General features: G+C 69.1%; 16 protein-coding genes. 11 read left to right on the top strand and 5 right to left on the bottom strand.

The genetic code is table 11. The features are described 5' to 3' along the window. The first annotated feature begins 6 nt into the window (after window positions 1-6). Genes tolA through GRB96_RS10855 form a run of 5 tightly spaced genes read left to right on the top strand, consistent with a single transcriptional unit; the run spans window position 7 to window position 4,627 of the window. The gene (tolA, locus tag GRB96_RS10875; RefSeq protein ID WP_161432159.1) at window positions 7-1,185 is read left to right on the top strand and encodes a cell envelope integrity protein TolA; all 1,179 of its coding nucleotides are present in this window, start codon (window positions 7-9) and stop codon (window positions 1,183-1,185) included. Further along, window positions 1,185-2,471 (top strand): Tol-Pal system beta propeller repeat protein TolB, encoded by a 1,287-nt coding sequence (tolB, locus tag GRB96_RS10870; protein WP_161432158.1) that lies wholly within the window; start codon window positions 1,185-1,187, stop codon window positions 2,469-2,471. Before tolA ends, tolB begins: the two co-directional genes overlap by 1 nt. A 20-nt stretch (window positions 2,472-2,491) precedes the next feature. Further along, window positions 2,492-3,034 (top strand): peptidoglycan-associated lipoprotein Pal, encoded by a 543-nt coding sequence (pal, locus tag GRB96_RS10865; protein ID WP_161432157.1) that lies wholly within the window; start codon window positions 2,492-2,494, stop codon window positions 3,032-3,034. Between the two features lie 29 nt (window positions 3,035-3,063). Further along, window positions 3,064-3,846 carry a tol-pal system protein YbgF gene (gene ybgF, locus GRB96_RS10860; protein WP_161432156.1) on the top strand — a complete coding sequence of 261 codons (783 nt, stop codon included), beginning with the start codon at window positions 3,064-3,066 and terminating at the stop codon, window positions 3,844-3,846. Between the two features lie 16 nt (window positions 3,847-3,862). Continuing rightward, the gene (locus GRB96_RS10855) at window positions 3,863-4,627 is read left to right on the top strand and encodes a YciK family oxidoreductase (RefSeq protein ID WP_161432155.1); all 765 of its coding nucleotides are present in this window, start codon (window positions 3,863-3,865) and stop codon (window positions 4,625-4,627) included. Window positions 4,628-4,651: 24 nt separating this feature from the next. On the opposite strand, the gene GRB96_RS10850 is transcribed toward GRB96_RS10855, so the two are convergent. Together GRB96_RS10850 and ubiG are read right to left on the bottom strand one after the other, a co-directional pair. Continuing rightward, entirely contained in the window at window positions 4,652-5,311 is a 660-nt protein-coding gene (locus tag GRB96_RS10850; RefSeq protein ID WP_240894155.1) for an HAD-IA family hydrolase, read from the bottom strand. Further along, a complete protein-coding gene (gene ubiG / locus GRB96_RS10845; protein ID WP_161432154.1) occupies window positions 5,308-6,033 on the bottom strand; it encodes a bifunctional 2-polyprenyl-6-hydroxyphenol methylase/3-demethylubiquinol 3-O-methyltransferase UbiG in 726 nt (241 codons plus the stop codon). Before ubiG ends, GRB96_RS10850 begins: the two co-directional genes overlap by 4 nt. 224 nt (window positions 6,034-6,257) lie before the next feature. Between ubiG and galU the strand changes: the two genes are divergently transcribed. Both galU and GRB96_RS10835 read left to right on the top strand, forming a co-directional pair. Beyond that, window positions 6,258-7,148 carry a UTP--glucose-1-phosphate uridylyltransferase GalU gene (gene galU / locus GRB96_RS10840; RefSeq protein WP_161432153.1) on the top strand — a complete coding sequence of 297 codons (891 nt, stop codon included), beginning with the start codon at window positions 6,258-6,260 and terminating at the stop codon, window positions 7,146-7,148. Window positions 7,149-7,151: 3 nt separating this feature from the next. After that, window positions 7,152-8,441: a nucleotide sugar dehydrogenase gene (locus tag GRB96_RS10835; RefSeq protein WP_161432152.1), complete on the top strand. Its 1,290-nt coding sequence runs from the start codon at window positions 7,152-7,154 to the stop codon at window positions 8,439-8,441. Here the strand turns inward: GRB96_RS10835 and GRB96_RS10830 are convergent. After that, on the bottom strand, window positions 8,408-9,019 hold the full coding sequence (locus GRB96_RS10830; protein ID WP_161432151.1) for a Fe-Mn family superoxide dismutase: 612 nt from the start codon (window positions 9,017-9,019) through the stop codon (window positions 8,408-8,410). The two genes, GRB96_RS10835 and GRB96_RS10830, sit on opposite strands and share 34 nt — an antisense overlap. Before the next feature lie 185 nt (window positions 9,020-9,204). Here GRB96_RS10830 and GRB96_RS10825 point away from each other — a divergent pair, with 185 nt between their 5' ends. From GRB96_RS10825 to msrA, 4 genes are read left to right on the top strand one after another with little or no spacing between them, the layout of a single operon-like run. Beyond that, on the top strand, window positions 9,205-10,074 hold the full coding sequence (locus GRB96_RS10825; protein WP_161432150.1) for a coiled-coil domain-containing protein: 870 nt from the start codon (window positions 9,205-9,207) through the stop codon (window positions 10,072-10,074). Window positions 10,075-10,124: 50 nt separating this feature from the next. Continuing rightward, window positions 10,125-11,987, top strand: coding sequence for an autotransporter assembly complex protein TamA (tamA, locus tag GRB96_RS10820; RefSeq protein WP_161432149.1), 1,863 nt, complete (start codon window positions 10,125-10,127; stop codon window positions 11,985-11,987). After that, on the top strand, window positions 11,951-15,958 hold the full coding sequence (tamB, locus tag GRB96_RS10815) for an autotransporter assembly complex protein TamB (protein ID WP_338074032.1): 4,008 nt from the start codon (window positions 11,951-11,953) through the stop codon (window positions 15,956-15,958). Before tamA ends, tamB begins: the two co-directional genes overlap by 37 nt. 26 nt (window positions 15,959-15,984) lie before the next feature. Further along, window positions 15,985-16,599 carry a peptide-methionine (S)-S-oxide reductase MsrA gene (msrA, locus tag GRB96_RS10810; RefSeq protein ID WP_161432148.1) on the top strand — a complete coding sequence of 205 codons (615 nt, stop codon included), beginning with the start codon at window positions 15,985-15,987 and terminating at the stop codon, window positions 16,597-16,599. An 18-nt stretch (window positions 16,600-16,617) separates the two neighbouring features. Here msrA and pepQ read toward each other — a convergent pair whose 3' ends face one another. Then, window positions 16,618-17,919: a Xaa-Pro dipeptidase gene (pepQ, locus tag GRB96_RS10805; RefSeq protein ID WP_161432147.1), complete on the bottom strand. Its 1,302-nt coding sequence runs from the start codon at window positions 17,917-17,919 to the stop codon at window positions 16,618-16,620. Between the two features lie 13 nt (window positions 17,920-17,932). Next, window positions 17,933-18,844, bottom strand: coding sequence for a LysR family transcriptional regulator (locus GRB96_RS10800; protein WP_161432146.1), 912 nt, complete (start codon window positions 18,842-18,844; stop codon window positions 17,933-17,935). Window positions 18,845-18,884: the final 40 nt, after the last annotated feature.

The following is an 18,884-nucleotide window of genomic DNA, read 5'->3' as shown; positions in this document are numbered from 1 at the left end:
CGCACCATGGCCAGACGACATGCCCGGGTAGGCTATGGGCTGCCGACGCTGCTGGCAGTTGGGCTGCACGTCCTGGTGCTGCTGATCAGCGTGATCAGCCTGCCGGCCAGCGACCGCGAGCCCCAGCCATCCTCCATCGTTCAGGCGACCCTGGTCAGCACCGAGACCGTTACCGACCAGGCCCAGCGGGCCGAGGCGGCGCGTCAGCGTGCCCTGGCCAGGCAGGCCGAAGAGCAGCGCGAAGCCGAGGAACAGGCCCGCCAGGCGGAAGAGCAGGCCGCCGCTCAGGAGGCGCAGCGCGAGGCGCAGGAAGAGGTGGAGGAACAGGCGCTCGAGGAGGCACGTCAGGCCGCCGAGGCCGAGGCTGCCAGGCGCAGCGAGGAGGCCGAGGCCGAGACCCGGCGTCTCGAGGAGCAGCGTCAGGCCGAGGAAGAGGCCCGGCGCGAGCGCGAAGCCGAGGTGCAGCGACGCCAGGAGGAGGCCGAACGCCAGCGCGAGGCGGAGGAGCAGGCCCGTCGCGAGGAGGAGGCCGCACGCCAGCGCGAGGCGGAGGAGCAAGCCCGTCGCGAGGAGGAGGCCGCACGTCAGCGTGAGGCGGAGGAGCAGGCCCGTCGTGAGGAAGAGGCCGCACGCCAGCGTGAGGCCGAGGAGCAGGCCCGTCGCGAGGAGGAGGCCGCACGCCAACGCGAGGCGGAGGAGCAGGCCCGCCGCGAACAGGAAGCCGAGGAGCAGCGCCGTCGCGAGGCGGAAGAGGCCGCACGCCAGCGTGAGGCCGAGGAGCAAGCCCGTCGCGAACAGGAGGCCGCACGCCAGCGCGAGCAGGCCGAGGCAGAGATGCAGCGGTTGATCGAGGGGGCGGATGAGCGTGTCGCCAATGCGCAACAGGGGCAGCAGGCAGCCAACGACTTTATCGCCCTGGTACGCCAGGCCGTGGAGCAGGCCTGGCGCATTCCCCCCAATGTCTCCTCCGGGGCGACGGCCGAGATATCGGTACGGCTAGGCCCCTCCGGAGAGCTGTTTGTCGCCGAGATCTCACGCTCCAGCGGTGACACTGCCTTCGACCGTTCCGCCGTACAGGCCGTCGAGGCCGCGGCGCCGTTCGCCGAACTGCGACAGTTGCCAGCCGGCGTGCAACGGGACTACCGTCAATTCAATCTGCGCTTCAGACCGGGAGATGTACGCTGATGAAATCCCTGATGACTGCCTGGCTGGCCGCCGCGCTGCTGCTGGTGAGTCAACTCGCCCAGGCCGACCTGACGATCGAGATCACCCGTGGCAACGAGAGTGCCACGCCCATTGCCGTGGTGCCCTTCGCCGGTGGCGAGGGGCTGCCCGAGGACGTTGCCCAGGTGATTCACGACGACCTCGAGCGCAGCGGTTACTTCGAACCGCTGCCGCGCCGCCAGATGATGGACCAGCCCGCCAGCGCCGATGAAGTACGCTACGGCGACTGGAAGGCCCTGGATGTGCGCTACCTGGTGGTGGGTAGCGCCGAGCGCGAGGGCGACGGCTACCGGCTGCGCTTCGAACTGATGGATGTCAGTGGCGAGAAACGCATGCTCGGCGAGGTGGTGACTGCCGACTCGGGCGAGCTGCGCGGCGCCGCGCACTACATCAGCGACCAGGTGTTCGAGGCGATCACTGACATTCGCGGTGCCTTCTCCACGCGCATCGCCTACGTCACCTCCCAGGGCGTGGGCGACAACATGCAGTTTGCCCTCTACGTGGCCGATGCCGATGGCCACAACAGCCAGCAGGTGCTGAGCTCGCGAGAGCCGATCCTGTCGCCGGCCTGGTCCCCTGACGGTCGCAAGCTGGCCTATGTCTCCTTCGAGACCGAACGCCCGGCCATCTACGTCCAGGAACTGGGCTCCGGAAAGCGGGCGCGCATCAGCTCATTCCAGGGCCTCAACGGGGCACCCGCCTGGTCGCCGGACGGTCGTCGGCTGGCGATGTCGCTCTCCAAGGATGGTCAGCCGGAGATCTACGTGATGGACATCGGGTCACGCGACCTGCAGCGCATCACCAACGACTCGGCCATCGATACCGAACCCTTCTGGGCGCCGGACGGCCGCAGCCTGTTGTTCACCTCGGACCGCAGCGGCGGGCCACAAATCTACCGCCACGACCTGGCCAGCGGTGAACAGAAGCGCATGACCTTCACCGGCAATTACAACGCCCGCGGCCGCTTCTCGCCGGACGGCGAGTCGCTGTTCCTGATCCATCGTTCCGGCAACGGTTTCCAGGTCGCTCGCCAGGATCTGGAGAGCGGTCGCCTGGTCACGCTGAGTGATTCACGCTGGGACGAGTCGCCCAGTGTTGCGCCCAACGGGACCATGGTAATCTTCGCCACCCAGCAGGGTAACAGCGGGGTGCTGGGGGCAGTCACTGCCGATGGACGCGCGTCCTTCCGGCTGCCCTCCGCTCAGGGTGACGTGCGCGAACCCGCGTGGTCACCTTTCATGAACTGATGCTTCAGGAGTATGAAACGATGCAATTCAAGCCCTATGCCCGCTCCCTGGCAGTCGCCCTGTCGCTGGCCCTGGTGGCCGGCTGTTCCAGCACCGGCGGCACCCAGGACGGCTCCATGGACGGAACTCGCGACGGCAGCGGTGCCAGCAGCACCGGCGTGAGCGATGGTCGGGCCAGCGGCTCCGGCTACGGTGGCACCGCAGGGGCTTCCGGCCAGCAGGCGGACGGTCGTATCCCCCAGCAGCGCACCATCTACTTCGAGTTCGACAGCGACCGTATTCGTACCGAGTTCGAGCCGGTACTGGCCGCCAATGCCCGCTACCTGCGCGAGAACGGCAATGCTCGGGTAGTGCTCCAGGGTCACACCGATGAGCGTGGCACCCGCGAGTACAACATGGCACTGGGCGAGCGGCGTGCTCGCTCGGTAGAGCAGTTCCTCTCCGTGCAGGGCGTTTCCCCCTCCCAGGTCGAGGTGGTCAGCTACGGCGAGGAACGTCCCGCGGCACGCGGCCAGAACGAAGAGGCCTTCGCCCAGAACCGTCGGGTCGTGTTCGCCTACTGAGGCGACCGCCCGTGTCGAGGGAGACACAGATGAAACACGGTCTGAAAGGACTGTGCGGTGCGGGAGCCCTGGTGCTCCCGCTCTCCGTAGGGCTTCCTGCACTGGCGCAGCAGCCGGTGGTCGAGGACCTGACCGCACAGCCCAGCACCTTCTACCAGCAGACGGAGACCCGTGAGGCGGCGGGTGGCAGTCTGGTGATCTTCAACCAGGTCCAGGAGCACCAGGAGGAACTTCGCCGCCTGCGTGGCCAGGTCGAGGAGTTGCGCCATCAGCTCGAACAGCTGCGCGGGCAGACCCGTCAGCAGTACATGGACCTCGAGGATCGCCTTTCCTCGCTGTCGGTGGGCGCCGCCCCGGCTAACCAGAGAGTCGACGAGCAGGCCGCAAACCAGGTGGCCGACCAGGCCGACTCTCCGGCCCCGCGCAGCGACGACCCCGATGCCCAGGCGGCCTATCAGCAGGCCTTCGCCAGCGTCCAGGCACGCGAGTTCGATGCGGCCATTGCCGCCTTCGAGGGTTTCGTGGGCGACTATCCCGACAGCCGCCTGACCCCCAACGCCCACTACTGGCTGGGCGAACTGCACTCCGCCGAGGGGCGCCTGGAACCCGCCGAGGCGGCCTTCCGCACGGTGCTCGACGACTACCCCGAGAGCAACAAGGTACCCGACGCCCTCTACAAGCTGGGCCTGCTCAAGGCGCGCCAGGGCCAGCCGGACGAGAGCCGGGAACTGCTCGAGCGGGTCCGCGAGGCATATCCCGAGAGCACCGCGGCGGGGCTGGCTGGCGACTTCCTGCGCGACGCCGGCAACTGATCACCGAGGAGAACCAATGACCACCTGCAAGATCGACTACCAGGCGCCGAGCGAGCTGCTGCACGACCGCGTGATCCTGGTCACCGGTGCCGGCGATGGCATCGGCCGGGCCGCGGCACTCGCCTATGCCCGACACGGTGCCACGGTGATCCTGCTGGGGCGCACCATCGCCAAGCTGGAGGCGGTATACGACGAGATCGAGGCCGCGGGCGGCCCGCAGCCGGCGATCTTTCCGCTGAACTTCGAGGGTGCCACCCTCAAGGACTACCACGACATGGCCGAGACCCTGGACCGGGAATTCGGCCGCCTGGATGGCATCCTCCATAATGCCGGGCAGCTCGGTCGCATCATGCCCTTCGAGCAGTACAATCCCGAGCTCTGGGAGCAGGTCATGCAGGTCAACATCAATGGCCCGATCTGGATGACCCAGGCACTGCTGCCTCTCCTCAAGAGCTCCCGGGATGCCTCGGTGATCTTCACCTCATCCGGCGTGGGCAGGAAGGGACGCGCCTACTGGGGCGCCTACGCGGTCTCGAAGTTTGCCACCGAGGGCTTCGTGGAAGTGCTTGCCGATGAGCTGGAGCACCTGGGCAGCATCCGGGTCAACAGCCTCAACCCCGGCGCCACCCGCACCCAGATGCGCCGCACCGCCTATCCGGGCGAGGATCCCGCTGCCCTGCGCACCGCCGAGGAGATCATGCCCACTTACCTGTGGCTGATGGGCCCCGAGAGCCGCGGCCACAACGGCGAGAAGTTCGACGCCCAACCGCCAAAGGCCTGACACCACTGCCGCTGGCGTGCCTTCTCACTCCAGCGCCGCCGCCAGCGCCTCGCCGGTCTCGAACCAGAGGTCGGCGGGCCAGCGGCGGTAGTCGTCCTGCTCCTCGATATAGCCCCAGCCTACCGCTACGGCGGCCATGCCGGCCGCCCTTGCCGCCTGCATGTCGCGCAGGTGGTCACCGATATACCAGCAGTGCGCCGGATCGGCACCCAGGCGGCGCGCCGCCTCCAGCAGCGGTGCCGGATCGGGCTTCTTGACCGGCAGGTCATCGGCGCAGAGCAGCGCTCCCGGCGACAGCCCCAGGGCGGCCACCAGGGGCTCGGCGTAGGCTCGAGGCTTGTTGGTGACAATCCCCCAGGGACGCTCGGCCGCCTCCCAGCCCGCCAGCAACGGCACCAGGTCGGGAAAGATGCAACTCTCCTCGGCTACCGCCTCGCCATACGCGGCGAGCAGGAAGGCGCGTGCCGCGTCGTGTCCTGGCATGTCACGCGCCAGGCCCAGGGCGAGTTCGACCAGGGCGCTGCCGCCGTTGGAGACCTGGGCGCGGATCAGCGGATAGGGCAGGGCGGCGAGGCCATGGTGCTCGCGCAGGGCATTGGTGGCCCGGGCCAGGTCAGGTGCGGTATCCACCAGGGTGCCGTCGAGATCGAAGAGCAGGGCGGCGGGGCGGGACATCGCGATCATGCTTCGTCGCGCCGGCAGTGCATCAGGTAGTTGACCGAGACATCGGTCGGGTGCAGCCGGTAGCGGCGGCTCAGCGGGTTATAGACCAGTCCGCTCTGCTCACGCACTTCCAGGCCTGCCTGACGGCACCATCCGGCCAGTTCGGCGGGGCGGATGAACTTGGCATAGTCGTGGGTGCCACGGGGCAGCATGCGCAGCAGGTACTCGGCCCCCACCACCGCCAGGGCCAGCGCCTTGGGGTTACGGTTGAGGGTCGAGAAGAACACCTGGCCACCGGGCTTGACCAGGGTTGCGCAGGCACGCACCACCGAGCTCGGATCCGGCACGTGCTCCAGCATCTCCAGGCAGGTGACTACATCGAAGCTTCCCGGCGCCTCCTCGGCCAGGGCCTCGACGCTGACCCGGCGGTACTCGATGGCAAGCCCGCTCTCCTCGGCATGCAGGCGGGCCACGCCCAGCGGGGCCTCGCCCAGGTCGATGCCGGTGACCTCGGCACCGCGATGGGCCATGCCCTCGGCGAGGATGCCGCCGCCACAGCCCACATCCAGAACACGCCGCCCGGCCAGACCGGCACGTGCGTCGATGAAGTCCAGGCGCAGCGGATTGATATCGTGCAGCGGCTTGAACTCCCCCGTGGCGTCCCACCAGCGTCCCGCCAGGGCCTCGAACTTGGCGATCTCACCCGGATCCACGTTGTCCGCTGAGGTTGATGTTGCGCCCATCTGCGCTCTCCGTTGCTGGTTCATGTTACAGGCCTCGGCCAAGTTGTTGGCGTGACGCTACAGTCGCTGTCGTAGTGTCGACACAGTGGCAGGCCTGGTCGCGTCCGGTATCATGCCCATGATACCTGTTCCCGGGGAGGCATTCCCACGTCTCTCACCCGGGAAGGAACGCCGCTAGCCGCGGTGACACCCACTGATGCTGAGAGATCGACAAGGACTTCACCATGATTCGCAAGGCCGTGCTTCCCGTCGCCGGTTTCGGCACCCGCTGCCTGCCGGCCTCCAAGGCGATTCCCAAGGAGATGATCACCATCGTTGACCGTCCGGTGATCCAGTACGTGGTCCAGGAAGCGGTTGCCGCCGGCATCCGCGATATCGTGCTGGTGACCCACGGCAGCAAGGCGGCCATCGAGAACCACTTCGACAAGCACTTCGAGCTCGAGGCGAGTCTCGAGGCCAAGGGCAAGCACGAGCTGCTCGAGGAGCTGCGCAGCATCGTGCCGGACGACGTCAATATCATCAGTGTGCGCCAGCCGGAACCGCTGGGCCTCGGTCATGCCGTGCTCTGCGCGCGCCCGGTGGTGGGCGACGACGCCCCCTTTGCGGTGCTGCTCCCCGATGTGCTGGTGGATGACGAGGGTCTCGATCGCAACGATCTGGCCGGCATGCTGGAGGCCTTCGAGCATAGCGGCCACGCCCAGCTGATGGTCGAGGAGGTCCCCCACGAGATGACCAGCAAATACGGCATCGTCGACACCGGCGGGGAGGTTCCCGCCCCCGGCGAGTCACGGCCGCTGGCCGGCGTGGTGGAGAAGCCGCCGGTAGAGGAGGCTCCCTCTGACCTGGCGGTGATCGGCCGCTATGCGCTGCCCGGCAGCATCTTCGCGCTGCTCGCCGAGACCCCGCCCGGTGCCGGCGGCGAGATCCAGCTTACCGACGCCATCGAGGCCCTGCGCGCCCGTGAGGGCGTCGATGCCTATCGCATGCGCGGCAAGACCTTCGACTGCGGTCATCAGCTCGGCTATCTCGAGGCGATCCTCGCCTATGGCCGTCGCCATGCGCGTTACGGCGAGGGGTTCCGCGAGCTACTCACCCGCTACGCCGGGGAGGACTGACGCATGCATGTGCTGGTTCACGGTAGCGAACTCTCCGCCGCCACCGCCGCCGCCGCCCTCTGCTGGGTGGGTCATGAGGTCACCTGGCTGCCCCACGGCGATCAGCCCTGGTCCACCCTGCGGCGGGCCGACTGGCTGATTCGCGAGCCGCGTCTGCTCGACCAGCTGGAGTCCGGACTGGCCGACGCCAGCCTGCGCCTAGTGGCGAGCGCCGAGGAGGCTCTGCAGCACCCCCAGGAGGTGGTCTGGCTCTCGCTCTCGCCGGAGCAGCGCGGCGATCTCGACGAGCTGTTCGTGGCCCTGGGCAGCAACGGGGCCCAGTCACGGCTGCTGGTCAACCACTCCACCTTCCCGGTCGGCGAGACCGAGCGGCTGGAGGCCAGGCTGGGGCAGGGCAGCCACGCGGTGGCCCTGTCGGACATGATCGAGGAGGGGCGTGCCTGGGAAACCTTCACCCGGCCGGGTCGCTGGCTGCTGGGTTGCGACGATGAGTCGGCGGAGGCACAGGTCCGCGAGCTCCTGCGTGCCTTCAATCGGCGCCGCGAGGTGATCCAGCGCATGCCGCGCCGTGCGGCGGAGCTCACCAAGCTGGCCATCAACGGTATGCTGGCGACCCGCATCAGCTACATGAACGAGGTGGCGGGGCTCGCCGACAGCCTGGGCGTCGACGTCGAGTTCGTGCGCCAGGGGATGGGGTCGGATCCCCGTATCGGCTACGAGTATCTCTACCCCGGCTGTGGCTTCGGCGGTCCCAACTTCTCCCGAGACCTGATGCGCCTGGCCGACGTACAGTTCTCCAGCGGGCGTCGCTCGGCGCTGCTCGAGCAGGTGCTCGACATCAACGAGCACAAGAAGGAGACGCTGTTCCGCAAGCTGTGGGCGCACCTCCATGGCCGTCTGGAAGGGCGCTGCGTAGCGATCTGGGGAGCCGCCTTCAAGCCCGGAACCGCTCGCATCGACCACGCCCCGGTGCTGACCCTGCTGCGCGCACTATGGGCCCAGGGGGTGCGGGTTCGCCTCCACGACCCCGCGGCGCTGCCGGCGCTGCGTGAGGAGGTGGGCAACCACCCGCTGCTGGAGCTCTTCGAGGGCGACCCGCTGGAGGCGTGTCGGGGGGCCGACGCCCTGATGCTGGTCACCGAATGGAAGGCCTACTGGAATCCCGACTGGCGACAACTGGCCACGCTGCTGGCCGAGCGCCTGGTGCTGGATGGGCGCAATATCTATGACCCGGCATGGGTCGCCGCCCAGGGGTTAACCTATCGCGGCATCGGCCGTCGCGCCGACCCCTGAGGGATGGATGGCCGGCTTGGCGCGGCCGAACCCATGAGATTGGTGATGGCGAATCGCCAGTTGGCCAGTGCCCAGAAGGCCGCGGCCTCCTCGGCCTCTGGCGCCACGTAGTGGGCCAGCAGCGGGATAACTCCCGGCGCCAGAGGCAGCTCGCCGTCGGCGGTGGTCACCACGGCCAGCTCCCGCGCCTCGCCCTGGGCGACCAACCACACCCAGCCCCCCTCACTGACTTCCGCGGCGGCCTCTTCGAGGGCGCAACGGAGCCCCTCGAGGTCGCCGAAGGCGGTACCGATGGCCGCGGCCAGCGGGTCGGGCAGGGTCCCTGGGCGCGGCGCCAGGCTGTGCCAGTGGAAGGTCAAGGCCCAGGCCTGCGCCGCCTGCTGGGCGAGGGCGCCTTCAGCGCCCAGGAGAATGGCCTCCAGGGAGCACTCCGCCCAGGGCGTGCCGGCGACCAGCCGATTGAGGCGAGCCACGCAGGCCCGCTGCAGCTCGCCGTGGCGTTGCTGCACCACCGCGCGGGAGAGGTGCGGTTCAAGGGCCTTGGCGTCGTAAGGTAGGGCAGGCAGTTCGAATGACATCGGGCTTCCTTGGCGACTGGGTCAATGGGCAACGGGAGCAGCAGCGTTGGCCTCGCCCCGTGCGCTGGAGACCGTGAACCCTTTACACTGGTTGCCGTCGCATGGGCATGCCTCCGGGCGCCTCGGCATGATATCAGGCGACCCGTATCCCGGCATCCCAGCCCCGGCCACACAAGGAGTAGAGCATGGCAGAGCGTCCGGAACCGCGCCGCTACGCCGGACCGATCGTCCCGGATCCGGAAGCCAGCCTGACGGCACACCGCCCCCGGTATCCCGAGCCTCCCCGGGTCTGGCCGCTGTGGCTGCTGGTACTGATGCTCGTCGGAGCCCTGGGGGCCATGGGCTGGTTCGTCTGGCAGGAGCGTCAGCGCCTTGAGGCCGAGGCAGCGCGGCTGAGCGGGGAACTCTCCAATGTTCATGCGCGCTTCGATGCTGCCATCGGTCAAGGTGATGGCCTCGAGCGACTGGAGGCGCGTCTCGACGCCCTGGAGCGTCAGGACGCCTCCCAGGAACGACACTTCGGCGTGGTCGAGGAGGACCTCGCCGCAGGGCTCGAACGCCTGGAAGGCATGATCGATCGCCAGGAGGCGCGCCTGACCCGCATGGGCGAGGCCGCCGCAACCCGCGAAGCGATGCTCGCCGCCTTCCAGGGATCCCTCGACGCCCTGGAGCGCGCCGGCGAGGAGGGGCGCGGCGCCCTTGGGGGGCGTCTCGATCTGCTCAGCGAGGCCCAGGAGCAGCATGACCGGCGCCTCACCGAACTGCAGGAGCAGGCCATCGATGAAACTGCCCTCGATGCACTGCGGGAGCGCCAGGCCGCGGTCGAGGAGAGCCTGGCCGATGGCCAGGCGGAGCAGCGCTCACGCCTCGAGGAGTTGCAGGCGCGAGTCGCCTCGCTTGCCGAGACGCTTGAAGGCGTCGACGAGGCGCGGGAAGATGATCGCCAACAACGGGATGCCCTGCGCCAGCGCCTGAGCGCGCTCGAGGCCGAGGCGGGCGAACTGCGGCGCAGCCAGCTTGCGCTGAGCGCCCGTCTCGAGGCACTCAGGCCTTGAGGCTTGCGTCAGGGCATCCCCACGAGTCGCAGACGGCAAGGCGTAGGGATATGGAGAATCGCGTGGGAGTGCGCCTGATCACGGCGACTCTGGTGCTGGGCCTGTTGCCCGCTCCGGGCGTGCTGGCCATCGAGGCCCGCATCGATGGTATCGAGGGCAGTGTGGCGGACAACATCCGTCACTACCTCGAGGGGCTGGACGAGACCCAGTACAGCCGGACACGGCTGGAAGGTGAATCGCGTCGCCGTACCGCCGAGGCGATGCGTGTCTATGGCTACTACGAACCCCAGATCGAGGTCCGCCTGGCGGAAGGCGAGGCACCCGAGTATGTCGAGCTCGCCATCGAGCCGGGCCCGCGGGTGCGGATCGAGACCCTCGACTTCCGACTCGAGGGGGGGGCCCAGGAGGATCCTCCCTTCCAGGAGGCCATCGATGCCTTCCCGCTGGCCGTGGGAGAGCCACTGGTCCACGCTCCCTACGACAGCCTGCGCGGAAAGCTGGCCAACCTGGCCCTGGAGCGTGGCTACTTCGAGTGGCGCTATGCCGACCGTCGCATGGAAGTACGCCCCTTTGAGGAGAGCGCCAGGCTCTACCTGACCCTGGACAGCGGCCCGCGCTACCGCTTCGGCGACGTGGCCATCTCCGGCAGCCATATCGAGCCCGAGCGTCTGCGACGGCTGCTGCCCTTCACCCCCGGCGATCCCTACCTGGCCGGCGAGCTGGCAAGTTTCAACCAGCGCCTGGGGCAGACCGAGTGGTTCCGTTCCGTCACCGTGAGACCCCGACTGCAGCGCCCACCCCTGGCGCTCGAGGAGGCCAAGCCGGGCTGGTCCCAGGCGGTGGCAACCGACGGCGAAGGCAGCTACGAGTTGCCACCACGCCTCTCCGGGGCGGCCCTGGCGGGGACGGCGGCGCTGATGGCGCGCCAGGAAGAGTTCCCTTCGGTCCCCATCGACGTCAGCGTGGCGCCGGCCGACCGCCACCAGTTCGAGGTGGGCGTCGGCTACGCCACCGACGTGGGGCCGCGGATGCGCTTCTCCTGGGAGCAGCCGTGGATCAACCGCTACGGCCACGGCCTCGACCATGATCTCTATCTGTCGGCTCCCGAGCAGCGTTTCGGGGGCCTCTACACGTTGCCACTCGACAACCCCCTGCGCGACAGCTATCGCTTCCAGTACGGACTCAGCCACAAGGACAACGATGACACCCGGTCGCTGGAAGCCACCGTCGAGGGGGCGCGCCGCTGGGAGTTCGAGAATGGCTGGATCCAGCATCTCTATGTGCGCACCACCTACGAGGACTTTACCCAAGGCAGCGACAGCGAGCAGGTGCTGCTGCTCTACCCGGGGGTCCGCTGGTCACGCACCCGAACCCGCAACCCGACGTTCCCCACCTGGGGCGATCGCCAGCAGCTGAGCCTGGAGGTCTCCGACGGCCTGTGGGGCTCCGACGCCGATTTCCTGCGCCTCACCGGCGAGTCGCGTTGGATCCGCAAGATCGGTGCCAACAACCGCGTGGTCACCGGCGTCGGCGTCGGCGCCATCGAGACCGATGACTTCTCGCTGATTCCCCCGTCGCTGCGCTTCTTCGCCGGCGGCGATAACAGCGTGCGTGGCTACGGCTACGAGAGCCTCTCGCCGCGTGACGACGAGGGCGAACTCACCGGGGGCCAGCAGATGTTCACCTACAGCCTGGAATGGCAACACCGCGTGACCGGCGACTGGTGGGGGGCGGCCTTCGTCGATACCGGTGACGCCTTCGAAGACTGGGGCCCCGATGACCTCAAGACCGGCGCGGGACTGGGCGTGCGCTGGGTCTCCCCAGTCGGCCCGATTCGCCTGGATATCGCTCACCCGTTCGACGACGAGGACAATTCGTGGCGCCTACACTTCGCCATCGGTCCAGAGTTCTGACCCTGCTCTGGGCGCTGATTCGCCTGCTGATCCTGTTGCCCCTGTGGCTCTTCGGCCTGGTGTTCTTCACCCTGGGGCTCGCGCTGTCGCCCTGGGGCACCGGTCTGCTGCTCGACCAGGGCCAACGGATGGGCGTGTTTACCCTCGATGCCTACGAGGGCGCTCCCCTGGACCGCCTGGTCCTCGAGGGCTTCGCCATGCAGGCCGGGCCGGCCAACGTGGCGGTGCGTCGACTCGAGCTGGAGTGGTCGGAGGAGTGTGTGCTCTCCGGCCGCTTGTGCCTGGAGGTACTGGGCGTGGAGGGGGCCCGGGTGCGCCTGGCCGAGAGCGAAGCCGAGGATGAGTCGCCATCTCCCTCCGGCGAACCCCCGGGGGCGATCGAGCTGCCGTTCCCCATCGAGCTGCGGCGAATCTTCCTCGACGACGTCGAAGTGCTGCTCGCCGACGGTACCCGGCTGCGCTGGGACCACTTCAGCACCGGCGCCACGGCCGAGGGCGATACGCTCAGCCTGCTGCCCACCCGCCTGGTCGGCACCCGTCTGCTGCTGCCGCTGTCGCCCGGTGCTCGGCTGGCACTGGGCGAGGGCGAATACGAAGGCCCGCGCCTCGCCGCCGAGGCCATCGACGCCGCCATCACGGTGCGCTCGCCACTCCCCGACGAGGTGGCCGCTCCCGCCGAGGGACTGGCGGCCAGCGCCCTGGAGGAGGAGCCACGCCGCGAGTTGCCTGAGGTGACCCTGCCGCTGCGCGTGGAGGTGCCGGAACTGCTGGTGGAGGACAGTGCGGTGGAGGGCGCCGTGGAGTACGGGGTCGAGCGCCTTGCCCTGTCGCTGTTCGGCGAGGGGCACTCCCTGGAGGTGCGCCCGCTGGATATCTCCACCCGCGATGGCGACGCCAGCCTGGCGGCCGCCGTCGACCTGACTGGCGACTACCCCCTGGAGCTGCGCCTGGAGAGCGCCCTGTGGCTTCCCGACATCATGCCGGCGCTGGCCGGGCAGCGTATCGAGCTGGGCCTCGATGGCAGCCTGGCAGACCTGCTGGTGCGCCTGGAACTCAGCGGCCCGGTCGATCTGGCCCTGGATGCGCGTCTCGATGTCCTGGATCCGACCCTGCCCTTTACCGCCGGCCTGGCGAGCGAGCTGGTGCAGTGGCCACTGCCGGGCAGCGTCGACGAGCAGGGCGATGCTATCGAGCCCTGGCTGGTCGAGGACCTGGCCCTGCGCCTGGAAGGCAGCCTGGTCGACTACCGGATCGCCGCCTCGCTCAATGCCGAGGGCCCCCAGCTCCCCTACACGCGTCTCGCCCTGACCGGCAGCGGTGATCTCGGCCAGTTTGCCTGGACACCGCTGTCGCTCTCCCTCGGCGACGCTTCTGTGGTCAGCCGGGGGCGTGTCGCCTGGACCGATGGCGTCACGGTGGATGCCGAGACTCGCCTCGACAACGTCGACCCCGGCCGCTTCGTGGAGGGCCTGCCCGGCCGCCTCGACGGCGACGTGGAAGCGCGTTTCCGCCAGACCGATGAAGGCTGGACCCTGGCGGTACCGAACCTGGCCATCGACGGCGAACTGCAGGAGCGGTCATTGGCCCTGCGAGCCGAGCTCGAGGGTGACAGCCAGATGCGCTGGGATGTCACCACCCTGGATTTCCGCCAGGGTGAGAACCGCCTGCAGCTGGCCGGGCAGGTAAGCGAGCCGAGCATCGACCTTTCGGGTGAGATCGACATGCCGGACCTGGCCAGCCTGCACGAGGCTCTGTCGGGCCGCATCAGCGGTCGGATCGAGGCCGAGGGCAGCCTGGAGGCGCCCGGCCTGGACCTGGATCTCGCCGGCGACTCGCTGGCCTTCGCCGATAACCGGCTTCGCCGGCTCAGCCTGGTCGGGTGGGTCAGCGGGCTCGAGGATCCGGCCATGGAGGTGGGCCTGGAGATTGCCGGCCTCGAGGCCGGCGGCCAGCGCCTCGACGAGATCGCCCTAGCCCTGGATGGCCGACTCTCCGAGCACCGCCTGACCCTGGACGCCGCGGCGCCATCCGGCATGCCGCTCTCCCGTGCCGCCCTGGTGCTGGAAGGGGGGCTCGACCAGGCGCGCACCCGCTATGCGGGCCAGCTCTCCAGCCTCGAGGTCGATGCCGAGCAGGGCGAGTTGCGCCTCGACGGCCCCGCGCTCTTCGCCGCCGACCTGGAGCAGGGTAGTGCCCGGGTGCAACCGTTCTGCCTGAGCCGACGCCAGGGCGGCAGCCTGTGCCTGGTCGAGCCCATGGCTGCCTCGGCGGAGGGCGGTGAAGTCACCCTCAGGATCGAGGAGGTGCCCATGGCACTGCTCGATCCCTTCCTGCCGGAGGCCTGGTCGGCCGAAGGCGTGACCGAGCTGGATCTCGATGCCGGCTGGGGCGACGGCGGTAGCTGGCGGGCGGACGGTCGCCTGCAAAGTCGCCTGGCCCTGGATGGACAGGATGCCTATGGCCAGCCCTGGTCGTTGCCCGAGGCACGCCTCGGCGGCCGGTTCAGTGCCGATGAGCAGAATGCCGAGATCGCCATGGAGTTGGGCCTCGACCAGGCCGGCAGCCTGGCGCTTGAAGCGCGGATCGACGACCCCGCCGGGGACGGGCGCCTGACGGGCAACCTTGCCCTCGAGGGTCTGCGCCTGGCGCCCTATCGCAGCCTGGTCACCGGCATGGAGACCCTGGAGGGGAGCCTCGCTGGTGACATCGATCTGGCGGGTCGCCTCGAGGCGCCGGAGATGCGCGGGCGCATCGATCTGAGCGGGCTCAAGGCCAGCGGTGCCGACGTGCCCGTGGAGGTCCGCGACGGTGAGGTAGGCATCGAGCTGGCCGGCACGGCGGCGAGCATCCAGGGCTATATCGCCGCCGAGGAGGGGCGCCTTTCGATCGATGGCGACGCCGCCTGGCCCTCGGCGGACGACTGGCGCGCCGACGTCTCCCTGCGTGGCCGCGAGCAGCCGGTGTTGGCGGTACTGCCCGAGTTCGGGAGACTACGCATCGCCCCCGACCTAGAGATTCGCGCACGACCGACCCTGTTGCAGGTGCGCGGCGATGTCCAGGTTCCCTGGGCGCGGCTGGAGGTCGGCGAGTTGCCCGCCTCGGCGGTCGCCCCCAGCCCCGACGAGGTGATCATCACGCGGGAGGACGATGAGCGCGCCCGGCGCGAGGCCGAGCGGGCCGCGACAGGGGATGACAACGGCGAGGATACCGCCGACGCCATGGCCAGGGCGGGCATGGCACTGGATGTGCAGATCGGGCTGCGCCTCGGCCCGGACATGCAGCTCTCAGCCTACGGGCTGGAGTCCGGCCTCTCCGGTACCCTGGAGGTGCGCCAGCAGGACGGCCCGGTGCAGCTGTTCGGTGACGTCAGCCTGGTGGATGGTCGCTTCCGCGCCTATGGACAAGACCTGCTGATCCGCGAGGGGCAGCTGCTGTTCAGCGGCCCGCCCGGGCAGCCGCTGCTCAACTTCGAGGCGGTGCGCAACCCCGATGCCACCCAGGATGGGGTGATCGCCGGCCTGCGCGTGACCGGCAGTGCCGCCTCGCCGCAGCTGAGGGTGTTCTCGGAGCCAGCCATGGACGAGGCCAGCGCGCTCTCCTACTTGCTGCGCGGCCGCGCGCCCAACGACAGCGACACCGATGGCGCCCTGACCTCGGCGCTGGTGGGTATGGCGGTGGGGCAGGCCGGCGGCGCGGTGGGCGGCATCGGTGAAGCCTTTGGCGTCTCCGACCTGACCCTGGACACCGCCGGCAGCGGCGAGGACAGCCAGGTGACCCTCAGTGGCCAGCTGACCGACGATCTCGAGGTGCGCTATGGTGTGGGGGTCTTCTCGCCCATCGCCGAGCTTACCTTGCGCTACAACATCTGGCGCAGCCTCTACCTGGAGGCGGTCTCCGGTGCTGCCCAGGCGGTCGACCTGGTCTACACCTTCAGCCGTGCCGGCAATCCGCGGATCCTGGACGATGAATAGCGAACAGTATTGAGAAGGAGAACGCCATGACGCTTGATCCCAGCCGGGCCCTGCCCGGACGCGCGACACCGCTTGCCATCAGCGGCGTGCATGCGGTCAACGGCCGCGGCATGCTGCCACCCTTGCCCGAGGGCATGCAGCAGATCGTGCTGGGTCTGGGGTGCTTCTGGGGCGCCGAACGGCTGTTCTGGCAGCTGACCGGCGTCTACGTCACCGCCGTGGGCTACGCCGGCGGCAGCACCCCCAATCCGACCTACGAGGAAACCTGCACGGGGCGCACCGGCCATGCCGAGGTGGTGCGGGTGATCTTCGATCCCGCCGAGATCGACCTCGAGCGTCTGCTGCAGGTGTTCTGGGAGGCCCACGATCCTACCCAGGGTGACCGCCAGGGCAACGATATCGGTCCCCAGTACCGCTCGATCATCCTCACCCAGGACGAAACCCAGCAGGCGGTCGTCGAGCGTACCCGGGATGCCTACCAGCAGGCCCTGACCCGGGCCGGCGGCGGGCGCATCACCACCGAGATCGCCCCGCTTGGCGACTTCTACTACGCCGAGGAGTATCACCAGCAGTACCTGCACAAGAACCCCGGCGGCTACTGCGGCTTGCGCGGCACCGGGGTCAGCTGCCCGATCGGCTGAGGCCCCGGCGGGCCATGCTCAGCCCGCGTCACTGGGCGTCAGGTTGCGGGCCCCATCCGCGGTGACTACCAGGTTGTCCTCGATGCGAATGCCGCCGTGGCCGGCCAGTCGCTCGACCAGCCCCCAGTCGACGTCAGCCCGCCCGCGGTGGGGTGCCAGCAGCATCGGGATCACGTAGAACCCCGGCTCGATGGTCACCACCATGCCCGCTTCCAGTGACCGGGTCAGGCGCAGCGCCGGGTGGGTCTCGGGCGGCGGCAGCGGCCGGCCCGCCGCATCGATGCGCCCGGCCACGTCGTGGACCTGGACGCCGAGCAGGTGGCCCAGGCCGTGGGGGCAGAAGGCGCGGGTCAGGCCGCTCTCCACCGCGCTCTCGGCGGAACCGCGGACGATCCCCTGGTCCATCAGCAGCTCGGCAAGCTCCCGGTGCATCCTCACCTGCAGTGCAACGAAGTTGACACCCGGGGCCAGGGCCGCGCCCAGCCGATCCTTGATGGCGGTGACCCCGTCGACCAGCGGCTGGAAGGCCGGGTCGGCATCGGGCCCGGCCCAGCTACGGGTGATATCGGCACAGTAGCCGCGGTGGCGATGACCGGCATCGACCAGCAGGCTGTGACGCAACCCGGGCGCCTGGCGATCATAGTGCTGGTAGTGCAGCACCCCGCCGTGGGCGTTGACCCCGATGATATTGGCGTAGGGCAGTTCGCCCTCGCGCTGGCGGGAGGCGCCGAGATAGGCGAGCTGGATATCCAGCTCGGCACCGCCCTCCAGGAAACAGCGCCGGGCGGCAGTATGGCCCAGCAGGGCGCATCGATTGGCCTCACCGATGCAGGCCACCTCATATTCGCTCTTGCGCACCCTGAGCTCATCCAGCGCCGCCACCAGGCCGGGTGGGTTGGCCTGTGCTCCCAGCGCCTGGGCCGTGGCGGCATCGACGTCCCCGACTACAGCGAAGCGACCGGCAGGCAGCACCGGGGGCGTCTCGAAGCGGCCACGCTCGACCTCGAAGCGGGCTACCCAGGCCTCGTCGGGCAGGGCGGCGGGCAGGTGCCAGAAATCCTCCGGGGCATGCAGATAGAGAAGTGGTGTCCGGCCGGGTCGCACCAGCAGCCAGCTGTGGGCCAGCTGGGCCTGGCCGGTCCAGTGCACGAAGTGGCCGTAGGCAGCAAAGCTCGCCTCCTGGTCGTCGCCGAAGTGAGCGCGCGGGTGACCGCTGTGGATCAGCACACCGTCCAGGGAGTGGTGGGCGAGAATCTGCGCGTAGTCGCGCTCCAGGGCGTCGAGGTGGCGCTCCTGCAGGATGTCGAGATCGGATGTCATGATGGCGCTCCGCTCATTCGGGTGGGGGAAGGGTAGCGAGGGCATCCCACAGGGCCGTCACCGCCGGCTGCCGGTTATCGGCGCGTCGGAACAGACGTATTTCCACCGGCACCTGCCAGCGCTCGCCACCGGCCGGCACCAGCTCGCCTCTGGCCAGTGCTCCGCGCACGCTGGATTCGGGCAGCCAGCCCAGGCCGTAGCCCAGGGCGACCAGCTCGCGGACATTGCCGCTCTGGATGCTCTCGTTGAGGATGCTGAAATCCGGGGTGTCATCGATCCGGGCGAGGTGGGCGCGAATCGCACCGGCGGTCAGCCCGCGGGGATGATAGGCGATCAGCGGCAGGCGCGAGGCGCCTTCCAGTGCGAAGCGGGGGCTCCCATCGGCCTCCGGTTGCGAGACGGGAACCAACCGCTCGCCGGCGAGCCGGCAGGAGAGGGTCTCCTGCAGGTCCGGCTCGATACCGCAGGGGGTGCATGGCCAGTAGCACAGCAACAGGTCGCACTCGTCGCGGGCCAGGGCACGGAAGAAGTCATCCACCAGCCAGCCGGTGGCACGCAGGTCCGGAGTGATCGGCGGCGGCACCGGCCACTGGCCCAGCCAGGCGGGCAGGAAGTGGCTCAGCAGGCTCTGGGGCGCCGCCAGACGGATGCGCCCGGCGTGCTGGTCGGCCAGCTGGGCGAGGCGTCGCCTGCTCTCATCGACGCGCTGAGTGACGGTATGGCAAAGGTCCAGGAACTCCTCACCGGCCGGGGTCAGCGAGAGGGGCAGGGTCTGGCGGTTGACCAGCACCGTGCCCATCTCCTCCTCGAGCAGCTTGATGCGGCGAGAGAACGTCGGCTGGGTGACGTTCTGCTGCTCGGCGGCTCGCGAGAAGTGCCGCGTGCGCGCCAGCGCTATGAAGTCCTCGAGCCAGCGCAGCTCCATATCCTCTCCCGACGCCGTGCCAAAGGGGCATTATGCCAGA

Source organism: Halomonas alimentaria, assembly GCF_009902005.1.
Taxonomy (GTDB): domain Bacteria; phylum Pseudomonadota; class Gammaproteobacteria; order Pseudomonadales; family Halomonadaceae; genus Halomonas; species Halomonas alimentaria.
Note: the sequence above shows the minus strand (reverse complement) of the source record. Positions and strands in the feature narration are given on the sequence as shown.

Excerpts from the sequence above, each read along its gene's own strand:
- tolA (WP_161432159.1), top strand. The coding sequence starts at position 7 with ATGGCCAGACGACATGCCCGGGTAGGCTATGGGCTGCCGACGCTGCTG.
- tolB (WP_161432158.1), top strand. The coding sequence starts at position 1,185 with ATGAAATCCCTGATGACTGCCTGGCTGGCCGCCGCGCTGCTGCTGGTG.
- pal (WP_161432157.1), top strand. The coding sequence starts at position 2,492 with ATGCAATTCAAGCCCTATGCCCGCTCCCTGGCAGTCGCCCTGTCGCTG.
- ybgF (WP_161432156.1), top strand. The coding sequence starts at position 3,064 with ATGAAACACGGTCTGAAAGGACTGTGCGGTGCGGGAGCCCTGGTGCTC.
- GRB96_RS10855 (WP_161432155.1), top strand. The coding sequence starts at position 3,863 with ATGACCACCTGCAAGATCGACTACCAGGCGCCGAGCGAGCTGCTGCAC.
- GRB96_RS10850 (WP_240894155.1), bottom strand. The coding sequence starts at position 5,311 with ATGATCGCGATGTCCCGCCCCGCCGCCCTGCTCTTCGATCTCGACGGC.
- ubiG (WP_161432154.1), bottom strand. The coding sequence starts at position 6,033 with ATGGGCGCAACATCAACCTCAGCGGACAACGTGGATCCGGGTGAGATC.
- galU (WP_161432153.1), top strand. The coding sequence starts at position 6,258 with ATGATTCGCAAGGCCGTGCTTCCCGTCGCCGGTTTCGGCACCCGCTGC.
- GRB96_RS10835 (WP_161432152.1), top strand. The coding sequence starts at position 7,152 with ATGCATGTGCTGGTTCACGGTAGCGAACTCTCCGCCGCCACCGCCGCC.
- GRB96_RS10830 (WP_161432151.1), bottom strand. The coding sequence starts at position 9,019 with ATGTCATTCGAACTGCCTGCCCTACCTTACGACGCCAAGGCCCTTGAA.
- GRB96_RS10825 (WP_161432150.1), top strand. The coding sequence starts at position 9,205 with ATGGCAGAGCGTCCGGAACCGCGCCGCTACGCCGGACCGATCGTCCCG.
- tamA (WP_161432149.1), top strand. The coding sequence starts at position 10,125 with ATGGAGAATCGCGTGGGAGTGCGCCTGATCACGGCGACTCTGGTGCTG.
- msrA (WP_161432148.1), top strand. The coding sequence starts at position 15,985 with ATGACGCTTGATCCCAGCCGGGCCCTGCCCGGACGCGCGACACCGCTT.
- pepQ (WP_161432147.1), bottom strand. The coding sequence starts at position 17,919 with ATGACATCCGATCTCGACATCCTGCAGGAGCGCCACCTCGACGCCCTG.
- GRB96_RS10800 (WP_161432146.1), bottom strand. The coding sequence starts at position 18,844 with ATGGAGCTGCGCTGGCTCGAGGACTTCATAGCGCTGGCGCGCACGCGG.